Origin of the sequence: Streptomyces sp. NPDC002209 (assembly GCF_042890265.1) — a bacterium.
Taxonomy (GTDB): Bacteria; Actinomycetota; Actinomycetes; order Streptomycetales; family Streptomycetaceae; genus Streptomyces.
The window spans coordinates 739845-755336 of record NZ_JBIARX010000001.1; the positions used below are offsets into that span (position 1 = coordinate 739845).

Annotated in this window: 16 protein-coding genes and 1 pseudogene; 4 read left to right on the forward strand and 13 right to left on the reverse strand. The window is 72.5% G+C overall.

The window, feature by feature from the left end:
- Positions 1–22 precede the first annotated feature (22 nt).
- The gene (locus ACFYXK_RS03465) at positions 23–1327 is read left to right on the forward strand and encodes an MFS transporter (RefSeq protein ID WP_389409616.1); all 1305 of its coding nucleotides are present in this window, start codon (positions 23–25) and stop codon (positions 1325–1327) included.
- Between the two features lie 31 nt (positions 1328–1358).
- Here ACFYXK_RS03465 and ACFYXK_RS03470 read toward each other — a convergent pair whose 3' ends face one another.
- The 6 genes from ACFYXK_RS03470 to ACFYXK_RS03495 form a co-directional block, all read right to left on the reverse strand.
- On the reverse strand, positions 1359–1715 hold the full coding sequence (locus ACFYXK_RS03470; protein ID WP_389409617.1) for a cytidine deaminase: 357 nt from the start codon (positions 1713–1715) through the stop codon (positions 1359–1361).
- An 82-nt stretch (positions 1716–1797) separates the two neighbouring features.
- Positions 1798–2151, reverse strand: a complete 354-nt coding sequence (locus ACFYXK_RS03475; RefSeq protein ID WP_389409618.1) for an MmcQ/YjbR family DNA-binding protein — start codon at positions 2149–2151, stop codon at positions 1798–1800.
- Positions 2148–3452, reverse strand: coding sequence for a hemolysin family protein (locus ACFYXK_RS03480; RefSeq protein ID WP_389409619.1), 1305 nt, complete (start codon positions 3450–3452; stop codon positions 2148–2150). The genes ACFYXK_RS03475 and ACFYXK_RS03480 overlap by 4 nt, the downstream gene beginning before the upstream one ends.
- On the reverse strand, positions 3449–3946 hold the full coding sequence (gene ybeY, locus ACFYXK_RS03485) for an rRNA maturation RNase YbeY (RefSeq protein ID WP_384712571.1): 498 nt from the start codon (positions 3944–3946) through the stop codon (positions 3449–3451). Before ybeY ends, ACFYXK_RS03480 begins: the two co-directional genes overlap by 4 nt.
- Before the next feature lie 13 nt (positions 3947–3959).
- Positions 3960–5006 (reverse strand): PhoH family protein, encoded by a 1047-nt coding sequence (locus tag ACFYXK_RS03490; protein WP_389409620.1) that lies wholly within the window; start codon positions 5004–5006, stop codon positions 3960–3962.
- A 154-nt stretch (positions 5007–5160) separates the two neighbouring features.
- Entirely contained in the window at positions 5161–6258 is a 1098-nt protein-coding gene (locus ACFYXK_RS03495) for a PfkB family carbohydrate kinase (RefSeq protein WP_389409621.1), read from the reverse strand.
- 211 nt (positions 6259–6469) lie between these two features.
- Here ACFYXK_RS03495 and ACFYXK_RS03500 point away from each other — a divergent pair.
- A pseudogene (locus ACFYXK_RS03500) lies at positions 6470–7684 on the forward strand (MFS transporter); the annotation flags it as partial.
- Between the two features lie 11 nt (positions 7685–7695).
- On the opposite strand, the gene ACFYXK_RS03505 reads toward ACFYXK_RS03500, so the two are convergent.
- The 6 genes from ACFYXK_RS03505 to hrcA form a co-directional block, all read right to left on the reverse strand.
- A complete protein-coding gene (locus ACFYXK_RS03505; RefSeq protein WP_389409622.1) occupies positions 7696–8601 on the reverse strand; it encodes a ribonuclease Z in 906 nt (301 codons plus the stop codon).
- 3 nt (positions 8602–8604) lie between these two features.
- Positions 8605–8964: a histidine triad nucleotide-binding protein gene (locus tag ACFYXK_RS03510; RefSeq protein ID WP_383515691.1), complete on the reverse strand. Its 360-nt coding sequence runs from the start codon at positions 8962–8964 to the stop codon at positions 8605–8607.
- 100 nt (positions 8965–9064) lie between these two features.
- Positions 9065–9811 (reverse strand): 16S rRNA (uracil(1498)-N(3))-methyltransferase, encoded by a 747-nt coding sequence (locus tag ACFYXK_RS03515; protein WP_389409623.1) that lies wholly within the window; start codon positions 9809–9811, stop codon positions 9065–9067.
- A complete protein-coding gene (locus ACFYXK_RS03520) occupies positions 9808–10899 on the reverse strand; it encodes a nitronate monooxygenase (RefSeq protein ID WP_383515686.1) in 1092 nt (363 codons plus the stop codon). The genes ACFYXK_RS03515 and ACFYXK_RS03520 overlap by 4 nt, the downstream gene beginning before the upstream one ends.
- 147 nt (positions 10900–11046) lie before the next feature.
- Positions 11047–12186, reverse strand: coding sequence for a molecular chaperone DnaJ (dnaJ, locus tag ACFYXK_RS03525; RefSeq protein WP_030297168.1), 1140 nt, complete (start codon positions 12184–12186; stop codon positions 11047–11049).
- Entirely contained in the window at positions 12187–13203 is a 1017-nt protein-coding gene (gene hrcA / locus ACFYXK_RS03530) for a heat-inducible transcriptional repressor HrcA (RefSeq protein WP_383515680.1), read from the reverse strand.
- A gap of 149 nt (positions 13204–13352) precedes the next feature.
- Between hrcA and ACFYXK_RS03535 the strand changes: the two genes are divergently transcribed.
- Complete coding sequence (locus ACFYXK_RS03535) at positions 13353–14078, forward strand: MBL fold metallo-hydrolase (RefSeq protein WP_389409624.1); 726 nt, start codon at positions 13353–13355, stop codon at positions 14076–14078.
- A 28-nt stretch (positions 14079–14106) separates the two neighbouring features.
- Positions 14107–14907 (forward strand): DUF3097 domain-containing protein, encoded by an 801-nt coding sequence (locus tag ACFYXK_RS03540; RefSeq protein WP_389409625.1) that lies wholly within the window; start codon positions 14107–14109, stop codon positions 14905–14907.
- 6 nt (positions 14908–14913) lie between these two features.
- Here the strand turns inward: ACFYXK_RS03540 and ACFYXK_RS03545 are convergent, their stop codons facing one another.
- Complete coding sequence (locus ACFYXK_RS03545; protein WP_383515672.1) at positions 14914–15468, reverse strand: Uma2 family endonuclease; 555 nt, start codon at positions 15466–15468, stop codon at positions 14914–14916.
- Between the last annotated feature and the right edge of the window lie 24 nt (positions 15469–15492).

Consider the following 15492-nt stretch of genomic DNA (forward strand, 5'->3'; position numbering starts at 1 on the left):
CTCCGGGCCGGAAGCTTTCTGCGTGACGCAGACAGCCCCCATCCCCGCCCCCACGACCACGCCTCCGGCCGCCCCGGGACGCATCCACCGCGCCTGGTTCGTCGCGGCCGTCGCCTTCGTGACGATCATCGGCGCCGCCGCCTTCGCCTCCCTGCCCGGACTGCTCATCGAGCCGCTGCACGAGGAGTTCGACTGGTCGCGCGGCACGATCGGCCTCGCCGTGTCGGTGAACCTGGCGCTGTACGGGCTCACCGCACCCTTCGCCGCGGCCCTGATGGACCGGTTCGGCATCCGCAGGGTGGTGGCCCTGGCCCTGCTGGTCATATCCGGCGGCACCGTGGCCACCCTGTGGATGACGGAGTCCTGGCAGCTGGTGCTGTTCTGGGGCGTGCTGGTGGGCCTGGGCAGCGGCTCCATGGCGCTGGCCTTCGCCGCGACGGTGACCAACCGCTGGTTCACCGCCCGGCGCGGGCTCGTCACCGGCATCCTGACCGCGGCCGGGGCCTCCGGTCAGCTGATCTTCCTGCCGCTGCTGTCCTGGCTGGTGGAGCACCACGGCTGGCGCCCGGCGGCGGTGACGGTCTGCCTGGCGGCCCTGGCCGTCGTCCCGTTCGTGTGGCTGCTGCTGCGCGACCACCCGGCGGACCTGGGACTCGCTCCGTACGGGGGCACGTACGCGCAAAGGCCCGCGCCGGTGGCGGGCGCGGCGCGGCGGACGGTGGCGGTGCTGTTCAAGGCGGCCCGCACCGGCCCGTTCTGGCTGCTGGCGGGCACCTTCGCGATCTGCGGGGCCTCGACGAACGGGCTGGTCAAGACCCACTTCGTACCGGCTGCGCACGATCACGGCATGCCGGTGACCGCAGCGGCCGGACTGCTGGCGGTGATCGGCGTCTTCGACGTGATCGGCACCATCGCCTCCGGCTGGTTCACCGACCGCTTCGAGGCGCGCCGCCTGCTGGCGGTGTACTACGCCCTGCGCGGGATCTCGCTGCTGTTCCTGCCGATGCTGCTGGCGCCGTCCGTACACCCGCCGATGGTCTTCTTCATCGTCTTCTACGGGCTGGACTGGGTCGCGACCGTCCCGCCGACCATCGCGCTCTGCCGTGAGCACTACGGCGAGGACAGTGCGATCGTCTTCGGCTGGGTGCTGGCCTCGCACCAGGTGGGCGCGGCGATGGTGGCCTTCCTGGGCGGCCTGGCCCGCGACGCCTTCGGCTCGTACGACCTGGTCTGGTACGCGTCGGGCGCGCTGTGCGCGATGGCGGCGCTGATGGCCATGGTGATCCGCCGCCGCCCTGCCGCTGTCGCCGGCGTCGCCGCGGCGTAGGCGTGGACAGGGCGGCCGCGGGCCCGCCGGGTCAGGCGCCTGCCGGGGTGGCGGACTTGAGGGTGCCGTCCGGGGCGGCCAGGAGGACCGGGGTGTCCGGGCCGCCCAGGTCGCGGACCGCCGCGCGGTCGGCGTCGGCCACCGCCTCCGCCGAGCTGACCACGGCTGCGGCCTCCAGGGACTCGGCCCCGCTCGCCACCGCCATCGCGACCGCCGTCTGCAGCGCGCTCAGCTTCAGGGACTCGAGCTCCACCGTCCCTGCGACGTACGTACGGCCCGTCTCGTCCCGCACCGCCGCGCCCTCGGGCACCCCGTTGCGGGCCCGCGCGCTGCGAGCCAGCGTGATGATCTTGCTGTCCTCGGGGTTGATCCCGGTGGTGTCGGTCATGGGCGAAAGCATAGGGAGGGTCCCGGCAGGGCCGCACGACGGCCCTGCCGGGACGCGCTCCGCTCCGTCCCCCGCCGCGCCCTCAGGGCCGGTCGAGCCGCAGCCGCTCCGCCCTCGGCAGGCCCGCGACCACCAGGTCGTACGAGTCCTCGATCAGCTCCCGTACCAGCGCGTCCGGCAGCCCGCCGACCGTCACCGTGTTCCAGTGCCGCTTGTTCATGTGCCAGCCCGCCGTGATCGCCTCGTGCTCCTCCCGCAGCCGCACCGCCAGCTCCGGTTCGCACTTGAGGTTGACCTTCAGCGGTTCGGCGTCCAGAGCGGTCAGCGCGAACATCTTCCCCAGCACCTTGAACACCGAGGTCTCGGGCGTGAAGGGGAACTCCTCCACCGCCGCGTTGAAATCCAGGCAGAACGCGCGCAGCTCGGCCGGCGTCATGCGCCCTCCTCGCCCTCGGCCGCCGCCGGAGCCAGCGGCTCCACCAGCACGGTCACGATCTTGTTCCGCCGGCCCGCCGGGGACTCGGCCGTCAGCCGCAGCGGCCGCCCGTCGGGCAGCTCCACGACCGCCGAGGCGCCCGCGATCGGCACCCGGCCCAGCGCCTTCGCCAGCAGCCCGCCGACCGTCTCCACGTCCTCGTCGTCGTAGTCCTCGACCTTGAACAGCTCGCCGAGGTCGGTGATGTCGAGCCGCGCCGTCACCCGGTAGCGGTCCTCGCCCAGGTCCTCGACGGGCGCGAGCTCGCGGTCGTACTCGTCGGTGATCTCGCCGACGATCTCCTCGAGGATGTCCTCGATGGTGACGATGCCCGCCGTGCCGCCGTACTCGTCGATGACCACGGCCACGTGGTTGCGCACCTGCTGCATCTCCCGCAGCAGATCGCCCGCGTTCTTGGTGTCCGGTACGAACACCGCGGGCCGCATCGCGGTGGTGACCAGGTCGGCCTCCGCCTCCCGGCTGATGTGCGTCTTGCGGACCAGGTCCTTCAGGTACACGATGCCGACGATGTCGTCCTCGTTCTCCCCGGTCACCGGGATGCGCGAGAAACCCGACCGCAGCGCCAGCGTCGTCGCCTGACGGACCGTCTTGTACCGCTCGATGCAGACCAGGTCGGTGCGGGGCACCATCACCTCGCGCACGAGGGTGTCGCCGAGCTCGAAGACCTGGTGCACCATCCGGCGCTCCTCGTCCTCGATCAGCGACTCCTTCTCCGCCAGGTCGACCATCGCGCGCAGCTCGGCCTCGGAGGCGAACGGCCCCTTGCGGAAGCCCTTTCCGGGCGTGAGCGCGTTGCCGATGAGGATCAGCAGCTGCGGGATGGGCCCCATGACGCGGGCGAGCGGGACCAGGACGTACGAGGCCGCCGTCGCCGTGTTGAGGGGGTGCTGGCGGCCGATGGTGCGCGGGGAGACGCCGACGGCCACGAAGGACACGAGCACCATCACCGCGATCGCGATGAGCAGCGCCTTCCAGTTGTCGCCGAACTCGTCGAGGCAGACGTACGTGACGAGCACGCCGGCCGCCATCTCGCAGGTGACCCGCACGAGCAGCGCCACGTTGAGGTAGCGGGTCGGGTCGGCGGCGACCTGCGCGAGCTTCGCGCTGCCGCGCCGGCCCTCCCGTACGGCCTGCTCGGCGCGGAAGCTCGAGATCCGGGCGATCCCGGACTCGGCGCACGCCGCGAACCAGGCCACCACCACCAGCAGCACCGCGCCGGTGATCAGCTGCGGGGCGGTCACGAGACGGTCGGGGCCGGGGACGGACCGGTCATGCCGCGCTCACCGCGCCAGCCGTCGACGATGGCCGCCTGGAGGCCGAACATCTCGGCCTTCTCGTCCGGCTCCTCGTGGTCGTACCCGAGCAGGTGCAGCACCCCGTGGACGGTCAGGAGCTGGAGCTCCTCGTCCATGGAGTGCTGCGTCGGGGCGTCCTCGCCCTGCTTCTTCGCCACCTCGGGGCACAGCACGATGTCGCCGAGGAGCCCCTGCGGGGGCTCCTCGTCGTCCTTCGTCGGCGGACGGAGCTCGTCCATCGGGAAGGACATGACGTCGGTGGGTCCGGGCAGGTCCATCCACTGGATGTGGAGCTGCTCCATGGCGTCCTCGTCGACGACGATGACGGAGAGCTCGGACAGCGGGTGGATCCGCATCCGGGTGAGTGCGTAGCGGGCGATGTCGAGGATCGCCCGCTCGTCGACCTCGGTTCCGGACTCGTTGTTGACGTCGATCGACATGGTGCGCTGGGTTCTACTTCCGCTGGTAGCCGTTCCGGGACTGCTGGGCGTCCTGGCTGTCGTCGTACTTCTCGTACGCATCGACGATACGGCCGACCAGCTTGTGCCGGACGACATCCTCGGACGTGAGCCGCGAGAAGTGGATGTCGGGAACGCCTTCGAGGATCGTCTGGACCTGGCGCAGGCCCGACTTGGTGCCGCCGGGAAGGTCGACCTGCGTGATGTCACCGGTGATGACGATCTTCGAATCGAAGCCGAGCCGGGTCAGGAACATCTTCATCTGCTCCGGGCTCGTGTTCTGCGCCTCGTCGAGGACGACGAAGGCCTCGTTGAGCGTCCGGCCGCGCATGTACGCCAGCGGGGCCACCTCGATGGTCCCGGCGGCCATGAGCCGCGGGATCGAGTCCGGGTCGATCATGTCGTGCAGCGCGTCGTACAGCGGGCGCAGGTACGGGTCGATCTTGTCGAAGAGGGTGCCGGGCAGGAAGCCGAGCCGCTCTCCGGCCTCGACCGCGGGGCGGGTCAGGATGATCCGGCTGACCTGCTTGGACTGCAGGGCCTGCACCGCCTTGGCCATGGCGAGGTAGGTCTTGCCGGTACCGGCGGGGCCGATGCCGAACACGATCGTGTTCTTGTCGATCGCGTCGACGTACCGCTTCTGGTTGAGGGTCTTGGGCCGGATGGTGCGGCCGCGGCTGGAGAGGATGTTCTGGGTGAGCACCTCTGCGGGCGTCTCGTCCGGACCGTTGCCGTTGCCGCTCGCCTTGAGCATGGCGATCGAGCGTTCCACTGCGTCCTCCGTCATCGGCTGCCCGGTGCGGAGCACCAGCATCATCTCGTCGAACAAGCGCTGGATCAGGGCGACTTCCGTCGCATCGCCGACCGCGCTGACCTGATTGCCCCGAACATGGATGTCGGCCTTCGGGAAGGCCTTCTCGATCACGCGCAACAGGGCGTCACCAGAGCCGAGCACCGCGACCATCGGGTGCCTGGCCGGAACGGTGAAGTGGGCTCGCGCCTGCCCCGGCGCCGGTGTCTGGGCTGTGGGTGTCTGAGTCATGGGCCGGCACTGTGGCCTGCACATACCTCCCGCTGAGGGGCCGCGCCGATCGACGACCTCCGGAGTACCAAGGGTACGACTCCGCCGCGCCATCCCCGAGGGGTTTTCCGGCGCCCCCGGAGCCCCTCCCCGAGCCCTGCCCGCGGGAGCTCGCCTACGCCGGGCGGCGGAAGCCGATGGTCGGGACCGCTCTGCGGCGGGAGGCCGGCTCGGTGCCCGGCGGGACCAGCGCGTCCAGGAAGCCGTAGCGCGGCCGCAGGACCTCGGGGGCCGCGCGCCACCAGTGCGCCACCTCCGGCCAGCCCGGGGCCGACAGCGAGCCGCCGAACTCCTGGACCGACAGGGCCGCCGTCAGGCCCGCGAAGGCCAGCCGGTCCGCCAGCGGCCACCCCGCCAGGGTGCCGGTGACGAAGCCCGCCACGAAGACGTCCCCCGCCCCCGTGGGGTCCAGCGCGTCCACCACGATCCCGGGGACCTCCGCCTCCTCGCCGGTCCGCCCGTCCACCGCGTACGCGCCCTCGGGGCCCATCGTCACCACCGCGAGCGGCACCCTCCGCCCCAGCGCCCGCGCCGCCGCCCTCGGGCAGTCGGTCCGCGTGTACCGCATGGCCTCCCCCGCGTTCGGCAGGAAGGCCTCGCAGTGCTCCAGGTCCGGCAGGTCCCCCAGGTCCCAGCGGCCGCTCTCGTCCCACCCCACGTCCGCGAAGATCCGCGATCCGCGCCGCGCCGCCTCCGCGATCCACGGGTCCGTCCGCCCCGGGCCCAGCGAGGCCACGGCCGCCCGGGTGCGCGGCGGGCACTGCGGGAACGGCCCGGGGGCCGCCGGGGGCGGGGCCTCGTGGCCGTGCGAGACCATCGTGCGCTCGCCCTCGTACGCCATGGAGACCGTGACCGGGCTGTGCCAGCCGGGGATGGTCCGCGACATCGACAGGTCGATGCCCTCGCCCTGCTCGAGCGTGTCCCAGCAGTACTCGCCGTAGTGGTCGTCGCCGAAGGCCGCGGCCAGCGCGGTCCGCAGGCCGAGCCGGGCCAGCGCGGTGGCCATGTTGGCCACGCCCCCGGGGCTGGAGCCCATGCCGCGCGCCCAGGACTCCGTACCGCGGACCGGGGCCGAGTCGAGGCCGGTGAAGATGATGTCCAGGAAGACCGTGCCGGTCAGGAACACGTCGCACCACGGCTCCTGCGGGTCCCGCAGCGGGCCGAGCGGGTCCACGGCCGGGGTGAGACTGGTGGTGCTGTCCCGACTGGTCACGGTGTACTCCCCGTTTGATGCGAAGGGTCGTTTCTGCGCGCGGGCATGCGGCGGGAAGCTGCCAACCTTGCCCTCCCCCGACACACCCAAACACAGTGTGTCGCAGATCACGATCGGGTCGCTCTTCTCCGCATCGTGAACCACTTGATAGACAAAGGCGCCGCGGCTCCGCGGATCCTCTCGCCGCACCTGCGCACCACCGGGAACAGCCGTGTCCGACAACACCTCCGCGCCGCCCGCCGCCTGGCCCCTGGTGGCCGTCTTCACGGCCGGCTACCTCGCCCCCTACCTGCTTCCCACCGTCGTCGGACGGCTCGACGCCCATCTCCCGCTGAGTCCCGCGCAGGCGGGGCTCGTCGGCACGGCCCTGCTGCTCGGCTCCGCCACGGCCGGACTCACCCTGGCCTCCCGCATCCCCCGCCTCGGGCAGCGCCCGCTGGCCCGGCTCGGACTGCTGCTCGCCGCCCTGGGCTACGGCACGGCGGCCGCGACCACGCTCCTCCCGCTGGTGGTCGCGGGCGTGGTGGTCGGCGGCTTCGGCTCCGGTACCGCCACCGCCGTGGCCGCCTCGGGGATCGCCGGGCAGCGCGATCCGCACCGCACCTCCTCCCTCGGGCTGCTGTCGGTCTCGGCGACCGCGGGGGCCCTGTACCTGACCCTGCCGCGCCTCGGCGGCGGGCACGCACTGCCGTTCGCCGCCATCGCCCTCGTCGCGGCCCTGACCTGGCCGGCGACCGGCCGCCTCGGCGGGCCCACCCGCCCGGGTCCCGCCGTACGCGGCTCCGGGCGGCTGCCGCACCCGCGCGCCGGGGCCGTGCTGGCGGGCTGCCTGCTGCTGTGGTCGCTGACCCAGGAGGCCCTGTGGGGCGTCAGCGGCCGGATCGGCGCCGAGCAGGCGGGCCTGCCCGAGGCCACGCTCGGGGTCGTCTTCGCGGTGGCGCTGGGCGCGGGCCTGCTCGGGGTCACGGCCGCCTCCGCGTTCGGGGCCCGGCTGGGGCGGGCGGTCCCGATCGGCGCGGGCACGGCGGCCATTGCCGGCTGCGTGGTGCTGACCGCCTCCGCGGACGGGCTCGCCGGGTTCGCCGCCGGGGAGATCCTGTGGAACGCGGTCTACCCGGTCGTCCTCTCGTACCTGATCGGCCTCGCGGCGGCCTTGGACGCGCGCGGCCGCTGGGCGGTGCTCGCCGGCTCCGCCTCCTCGCTGGGCACGGCCTGCGGGCCCGTCGCCGGCAGCCTGCTCGCCGAGGGGTTCGGCTTCCGGGGCATGGGGCTGGTGCTGGGCGGGCTGCTGCTGGTGGTGGCCGGCCCGATGACCGCGGTCGCGCTGCGCGCCGGCGGGCGGGGACGGGCTGCGGCCGAGGAGCCGGTGCTCCGCGGCGGCGCCCCGGCCACGCCGGTCCGGGCCGGGACCGCCGGGACCACCGGGACCACCGGGACCTAGCCCCGCTTCGGCAGGGGGACCCGTGCGAGGTCCGCGGCGATCGTCAGTTCCCCCTCGAAACCGGCCGCGCGGGCCTGGCGTTCGAACTCCTGCGGGTCCGTGTAGCGCTGCGAGAAGTGCGTCAGCACCAGGTGCCGTACGCCCGCGTCGCGCGCGACCCGGGCCGCCTGCCCGGCGGTGAGGTGCCCGTGGTCGGTGGCCAGCGCCTCGTCCTCGTCGAGGAACGTGGACTCGATCACCAGCATGTCGCAGCCGGCGGCGAGCGCGTCCACGCCGGGGCACAGCCGGGTGTCCATGACGAACGCGAAGCTCTGCCCCGGCTTGTGCTCGCTGACGTCGTCCAGCGTGACCCCGCCCAGCTGCCCCTCGCGCTGGATCCGGCCCACGTCGGGCCCCTTGATCCCGTGCTGCGCGAGCAGTTCGGGCACCATCCGGCGCCCGTCGGGCTCGGTGAGCCGGTAGCCGAAGGACTCCACCGGGTGCGAGAGCCGGCGGGCCTCGAGGGCGTACGAGGGCCCCTGGGCCAGCGTCCCGTCCTCGGCCACGGGTTCCTCGCGGAGCGGGACGGTCTCCCGGTAGGCGGTGGCGTACCGGAGCCGTTCGAAGAACTTCTGCCCGGAGGCCGGGTAGTGCGCGGTGACGGGGTGCGGGACCCGGTCCAGGTTGATGCGCTGGATCACCCCGGCGAGGCCGAGGCTGTGGTCACCGTGGAAGTGGGTGATGCAGATCCGGTTGATGTCGTGCGCGGCCACCCCGGCGCGGAGCATCTGGCGCTGGGTGCCCTCGCCCGGGTCGAAGAGGATGCCCTCGCCGTCCCAGCGCAGGAGGTAGCCGTTGTGGTTGCGGTGGCGGGTGGGCACCTGACTGGCGGTGCCCAGCACCACGAACTCTCGTGCGGACACGGTTTATCCGGGGGGCCACTGGAGGCCGCGCCCGCCGAGGACGTGCGCGTGCGCGTGGAAGACGGTCTGCCCGGCACCGGCGCCGGTGTTGAACACGATCCGGTAGCCGTGGCCGTCGATCTTCTCCTCGGCTGCGATCTCGCCGGCCACGCGCAGCAGGTCGGCGGCGACGGCCGGCTCGGCGGCGGCGAGCGAGGCGGCGTCCGGGTAGTGCACGCGCGGGATCACGAGGACGTGCGTCGGCGCCTGCGGGTTGATGTCCCGGAAGGCGAACGTCGTCTCGGTCTCCCGGACCACGGTCGCCGGGATGGTCCCCGCGACGATCTTGCAGAACAGGCAGTCCGCCTGCGGTTCCCCGGCCATTGCTCCGCCTTCCGTGACAGAGGCGTCGACGGGCCGCCGACGCCGATGTTGATCAGCTCCGGCATCGTAACCGGCGCCGTCGGCGGACCCGTACGCGTTTTCAGGACCAGCGGCCGGTGCGCGCCAGCAGGACCGCCGTCGCCGCGGTGCCGGCGGTGGAGGTGCGCAGGACCGAGGAGCCCAGGCGGTAGGGGTGGGCGCCGGCTTCCGCGAAGACGGCCAGCTCCTCCGGGGAGACCCCGCCCTCCGGTCCGACGACCAGGACGATCGAGCCCCCGGCCGGGAGCTCGGCCGTGGCCAAGGCCCCCGAGGGCGCGTCCCGGTCCTCGTGGAGGACCATCGCCAGGTCGGCGCCGGCCAGCAGCGCCGCGACCTGCTTCGTGGACATGGCCTCGGCCACCTCGGGGAAGCGGACCCGGCGGGACTGCTTGCCCGCCTCCCGGGCCGTGGCCCGCCACTTGGCCAGGGACTTGGCTCCGCGGTCGCCGCGCCACTGGGTGATGCAGCGCGAGGCCTGCCAGGGGACGATCGCGTCCACGCCGGTCTCGGTCATGGTCTCGACGGCGAGCTCGCCGCGGTCGCCCTTGGGCAGGGCCTGGACGACCGTGATCCGGACGGCCGGCTCCGGCTCCTCCTGGATCGTGTGCAGGTCGGTGAGGAGCAGCCGGTCCTTGCCCTCGGCGGCCTTGACCACGCCTTCCGTCCAGTGACCGCGCCCGTCGGTGAGGACCACGTCCTCACCCGGGTTCAGCCGTTTCACGGAGACCGCGTGCCGGCCCTCCGGGCCGTCGAGCACGAACTCCGGCCCCGCGGGGACCTCTTCGACCACGAACACGGGGGCGGTCATGACGTACTCCTCTTCTGCATTGCCTTCAACGCGCTCTGGGCCTCGGCCAGTTCGGCCGCCAGCACCTCCACCAGCTCCCCCGCGGGCAGGGCCCGCGCCAGCCGGTGTCCCTGGCCCGCCCACAGGGCCATGCCCTGCGGGTCCCCGGCCGCGGCGGCGGCCTTGCGCAGTCCGGCGGTCATGTGGTGGATCTGCGGGTAGGCGGCCGGGGCGTACGGCCCGTGCTCCCGCATGAACCGGTTCACCAGGCCCCGGGCCGGCCGCCCCGAGAACGCCCTGGTCAGCTCCGTGTGGGCGAACAGGGGGTCCGTCAGCGCCTTCTTGTGCAGCGGGTGCGCGCCCGACTCGGGGCAGGCCAGGAACGCGGTGCCGAGCTGCGCCGCCTCCGCGCCCGCCGCCAGCAGCGCCGCGATCTGCGAGCCGCGCATCAGACCGCCCGCGGCGATGATCGGGAGGCCCACGGCCTCCCGTACCTGCGCCACGAGCGCGAGCAGGCCCACGCCCGCCGTGCCGTCGGCCTGCGGGTCGTCGCGGTGTGTGCCCTGGTGGCCGCCGGCCTCCACGCCCTGGACGCAGACGCAGTCGGCCCCCGCGGCCTGTGCGGCGCGGGCCTCGTCGACCGAGGTGACGGTGACGACCGAGTACGTGCCCGCCTTGCGCAGGGCGGCGAGGACCACGGGCGTGGGGCAGCCGAAGGTGAACGAGACGACGGGAACGGGGTCTTCGAGGAGGATCGCGAGCTTGGCGTCGTAGCCGTCGTCGCTGGTGCCGATGATGTCCTCGTCGGCCAGGGAGATCTCGTACCAGCTGGCCTCGCCGGCCAGCTGCCCGCGGTACGCCTCCACGGCGGCCGGGTCCACGTAGCCGGTCTGCGGCATGAAGAGGTTCACGCCGAACGGGCGCCGGGTGAGCGCGCGCAGCCGTTTGATCTCCTGGTACATGCCGTCGGCGGTCTTGTAGCCGCCGGCCAGGAAGCCCAGCCCGCCCGCCTCGCACACGGCGGCGGCGAGCGGCGGACAGGAGGCGCCGCCCGCCATGGGAGCCTGCACGATCGGGTAAGGGGAGAGACCGTTCGGTGCGGAGGACATGCACTGCATCGTGCCACGTCCCGACCACCGGGCCGAATCACCGCATTCGCCTGGCATAGTCCGCTCCGCCGGGCGCGTCCGGATCCATGCGCCGAGCCCGGTCCGGGGCGTCCCCGGACCGGGCTCGTGCGCGTGCTCGCGGGCCGGTCAGCGGCCGTTGAAGGCGTCCTTCAAGCGGCTGAACAGGCCCTGCTGACCCGGCGCGAACTGGCCCATGGGCCGCTCCTCGCCGCGCAGCTTGGCGAGCTGGCGCAGCAGCTCCTCCTGCTGGGCGTCCAGCTTGCCCGGGGTGGTGACCTCGACGTGGACGATCAGGTCGCCGCGGCCGCCGCCGCGCAGGTGCGTGACGCCGCGCCCGTGCAGCGGGATCGACTGGCCCGACCCGGTGCCGGGGCGGATGTCGATCTCCTCCATGCCGTCCAGCGTCTCCAGCGGGCACTTGGTGCCGAGGGCCGCGGCCGTCATGGGGATGGTCACCGTGCAGTGCAGGTCGTCCCCGCGCCGCTGGAAGGTCGGGTGCGACAGCTCGTGGATCTCCACGTACAGGTCGCCGGCGGGGCCGCCGCCGGGGCCGACCTCGCCCTCGCCCGCGAGCTGGATCCGGGTGCCGTTCTCGACACCCGCCGGGATCTTGACCGTGAGGCTGCGGCGGGAGCGGACCCGGCCGTCGCCCGCGCACTCGGGGCACGGGGTCGGGACCACGGTGCCGAAGCCCTGGCACTGGGGGCAGGGGCGCGAGGTCATGACCTGGCCCAGGAAGGACCGGGTGACCTGCGAGACCTCACCGCGGCCACGGCACATGTCACACGTCTGCGCCGAGGTGCCGGGGGCGGCACCCTCACCGGAGCAGGTGGTGCAGACGACGGCCGTGTCGACCTGGATGTCCTTGGTCGTGCCGAAGGCCGCCTCGTCCAGCTCCAGGTCGAGGCGGATCATGGCGTCCTGGCCGCGGCGGGTCCGCGAGCGCGGTCCGCGCTGCGAGGCCTGGCCGAAGAAGGCGTCCATGATGTCGGAGAAGTTGCCGAAGCCGCCCGCACCGAAGCCGCCCGCGCCTCCGCCGCCGCCCGAGGAGGACAGCGGGTCGCCGCCGAGGTCGTAGACCTGCTTCTTCTGCGGGTCCGAGAGCACCTCGTAGGCCGCGTTGATCTCCTTGAAGCGCTCCTGCGTCTTCGGGTCCGGATTCACGTCCGGGTGGAGTTCACGCGCGAGGCGGCGGAAGGCCTTCTTGATCTCGTCCTGCGATGCGTCGCGGCGCACGCCGAGAACGGCGTAGTAGTCCGTGGCCACTTACGACTCCGCCAGGATCTGTCCGACGTAACGTGCCACTGCGCGTACCGCTCCCATCGTTCCGGGGTAGTCCATGCGGGTCGGTCCGACCACGCCGAGTTTGGCGACAGTTTCGCCGCCCGAACCGTAGCCGACCGAGACGACGGACGTGGAGTTCAGTCCCTCGTAGGCATTCTCATGCCCGATCCTTACGGCCATTCCCGACTCGTTGGCCTCGCCGAGCAGCTTGAGGAGCACGACCTGCTCCTCCAGCGCCTCGAGCACCGGCCTGATCGTCAGGGGAAAATCGTGTCCGAAGCGCGTGAGATTGGCGGTCCCGCCGATCATCAGCCGCTCCTCGGCCTCCTCGACCAGCGTCTCCAGCAGGGTCGCGAGCACGGTCGACACCGTGCTGCGGTCATCCGGCTCGAACGACTCCGGCAGGTCCTGCACGAGCTGCGGCACGTCCGTGAACCGGCGGCCGACGACCCGGCTGTTGAGCCGTGCCCGCAGATCGGCGAGCGAGGTCTCGCCGAACGGAGTCTGGCAGTCCACGAGCCGCTGCTCGACCCGTCCTGTATCGGTGATCAGCACGAGCATGAGCCGGGCCGGAGCGAGCGACAGCAGCTCGACGTGGCGGACCGTCGACCGGGTCAGGCTCGGGTACTGGACGACGGCGACCTGACGGGTGAGCTGCGCGAGCAGCCGCACCGTGCGGCCGACCACGTCGTCGAGGTCGACGGCCCCGTCGAGGAAGTTCTGGATGGCCCGGCGCTCGGGCGTCGACAGCGGCTTGACCCCCGCCAGCCTGTCGACGAAGAGCCGGTAGCCCTTGTCCGTGGGAATCCGGCCGGCGCTGGTGTGGGGCTGCGCGATGTAGCCCTCCTCCTCCAGCACGGCCATGTCGTTGCGCACGGTGGCGGGCGAGACGCCGAGCCGGTGCCGCTCGGTGAGCGCCTTGGAGCCGACCGGCTCCTCCGTCCCGACGTAGTCCTGGACGATGGCGCGCAGCACTTCGAGTCTGCGTTCGCTGAGCATCGCGCGCACACCTCCAGCTCTGGTCCGTTGTCTTGGTCGTTGCCTGTCGACTGGCACTCTGATCGTTCGAGTGCCAGAGATCCCCCGCTCAGTGTACGGCCGGGTACTAAGACCCTGGCAAGGGAGGCCCGCCAGGGTAGCGTCGCGGCATGGACGTGCATTGGGAAGAGGCGGGCTGGGAGCGGCTGACCGGGCGGACCGGACGGCGACGGCTCCCGGTGTGGGACTGCACCGTGGGACTGGTGGTGGGGGACGAGTCGGTGCTCCTGATCGACCCGGGTTCGTGCGTACGCGAAGGCACACAGCTGCGGGCCGAGGTGGAGCGGCTGACCGGCCGGCGCGTGACGCATATCGCATTCACGCACGGTCATTTCGATCACGTACTGGGCGCCGCGGCGTTCGCCGGGGCCGAGGTGTACGGAGCGGTCGGGCTGGACGCGGAGCTGTCGACGGGCCGGGAGGAGCTTCGCGTCGGTGCGGTCCTGCAGGGGCTCGCGGAGGCCGAGGCCGCCGAGGCGGTGGACCTGCTGGTGGTGCCGAGGCATTCCGTGTCGGGCGAATGGACGCTGGAGCTGGGCGGGGTGCAGGTGCTGCTGGCCAACGTCGGGCCCGGGCACACCCCGCACGACCTGGCCGTCTTCGTCCCGGGCGAGCGCGAGACGGTGTTCTGCGGGGACCTCGTCGAGGAGTCGGGCGAGCCGCAGGCGGGCAGCGACGCGCTGCCGGCGCAGTGGCCGGCCGCGCTGGACCGGCTGTTGTCGCTGGGCGGGGAGGACGCACTGTACGTGCCGGGTCACGGAGCGGTGGTCGACGCGGGCTTCGTGCGTGCGCAACGCGCCACACTGGCCGCCCGTTTCGGCGTGTCGGAGGCGTGATCGGCGCGCCTCTCCTAGTGTCGGCCGGATGCGTGAGTACTCCCCCGACCTGACCCCGCAGTGGAAGCGCCCCAAGGCCGTACCGGAGGTGGCGGCCGAACCGGACCTGGTGGTCGAGGTGGCCGGTACGGACTTCTGCGGAGCGGTGGTGGCCTGCGAGGCGGGCACGGTGACCCTGGAGGACCGCTTCGGCAGGCGCCGGGTCTTCCCGCTGGAGCCGCGGGGGTTCCTGCTGGAGGGCGCCGTGGTGACCCTGACCCGCCCCTCACGGGCCCCTGCGGGCCCGTTGCGCACGGCCTCCGGCTCGATCGCCGTCCCGGGCGCCCGGGCCCGGGTGGCCCGGGCGGGCCGGATCTACGTGGAGGGCCGGCACGACGCCGAGCTGGTGGAGCGGGTCTGGGGCGACGACCTGCGGATCGAGGGCGTGGTGGTGGAGTACCTGGAGGGCATCGACGACCTCCCCGCCATCGTGGCGGACTTCGCCCCGGCCCCGGACGCCCGCCTGGGGATCCTGGTGGACCACCTGGTCCCGGGCTCGAAGGAGTCCCGTATCGCGGCGTCGGTGACGTCGTCGGACGTCCTGATCGTCGGCCACCCGTACGTGGACGTCTGGCAGGCGGTGAAGCCGTCCGCGCTGGGCATCGGGGCGTGGCCGGTGGTCCCGCGCGGCCAGGACTGGAAGACGGGCGTCTGCAGGGCGCTGGGCTGGCCGGAGAACACCGGGGCCGCCTGGCAGCACATCCTGTCCCGCGTGACGTCCTACAAGGACCTGGAGCCGGTCCTGCTGGGCCGCGTGGAGGAACTGATCGACTTCGTCACGGCCCCGTGACACGGGCTACGGCAACGTGCCGAACTCCGTGGTGTCGATCGTGACACCAAGGACGTCAAGCGGTAGCGGCTCACCGAACTTGCTGGTCCGCTCAGTCCTGTAGTCGGCCTCTTCTCCGGTACCGAAAGGTTCCGTGAGCACCACGCACTTGGCCTGGAAGGGGTCGATGATCAAATACGTAGGGATGGCGCCCGCCGCGTAAATGGATCGCTTCGTCACGTAGTCGCGCAGCTTGCTGGTCTTCGAGACGACCTCGACCACCATCGCCAGGGTTCGCGCGGGCAGCAGACGACCCGATTCCGGCGCCGCGTCGGCCGGCAGGACCACGAGGTCCGGCTGCGGCTCGGACGACTCCGCCGGAATGTCCACGTCCTGCGTCTGGAGCGGGTACCAGCGGTCCACGGGAATCTGGCGCTGCACGAACATGACGATCAGGTTGTGGACCACGTCCGGCCCCGCCATCATCACGATTTCCCCCCTGAGGAGCTCGACCTTGACCCCCTCAGGAGCCTCGAAGCTCTCGAAGTACTCGGTCATCCGGCGATCGTCCACAGCGGTCATCTCCGTGCCCTCCACTTCTGCCGC

Coding starts and splice junctions, on each gene's coding strand:
- ACFYXK_RS03470 (WP_389409617.1), bottom strand. CDS start 1,715: ATGACCGACACCACCGGGATCAACCCCGAGGACAGCAAGATCATCACG.
- ACFYXK_RS03475 (WP_389409618.1), bottom strand. CDS start 2,151: ATGACGCCGGCCGAGCTGCGCGCGTTCTGCCTGGATTTCAACGCGGCG.
- ybeY (WP_384712571.1), bottom strand. CDS start 3,946: ATGTCGATCGACGTCAACAACGAGTCCGGAACCGAGGTCGACGAGCGG.
- ACFYXK_RS03490 (WP_389409620.1), bottom strand. CDS start 5,006: ATGACTCAGACACCCACAGCCCAGACACCGGCGCCGGGGCAGGCGCGA.
- ACFYXK_RS03510 (WP_383515691.1), bottom strand. CDS start 8,964: ATGGCCGGGGAACCGCAGGCGGACTGCCTGTTCTGCAAGATCGTCGCG.
- ACFYXK_RS03515 (WP_389409623.1), bottom strand. CDS start 9,811: ATGACCGCCCCCGTGTTCGTGGTCGAAGAGGTCCCCGCGGGGCCGGAG.
- ACFYXK_RS03520 (WP_383515686.1), bottom strand. CDS start 10,899: ATGTCCTCCGCACCGAACGGTCTCTCCCCTTACCCGATCGTGCAGGCT.
- hrcA (WP_383515680.1), bottom strand. CDS start 13,203: ATGCTCAGCGAACGCAGACTCGAAGTGCTGCGCGCCATCGTCCAGGAC.
- ACFYXK_RS03535 (WP_389409624.1), top strand. CDS start 13,353: ATGGACGTGCATTGGGAAGAGGCGGGCTGGGAGCGGCTGACCGGGCGG.
- ACFYXK_RS03540 (WP_389409625.1), top strand. CDS start 14,107: ATGCGTGAGTACTCCCCCGACCTGACCCCGCAGTGGAAGCGCCCCAAG.
- ACFYXK_RS03545 (WP_383515672.1), bottom strand. CDS start 15,468: ATGACCGCTGTGGACGATCGCCGGATGACCGAGTACTTCGAGAGCTTC.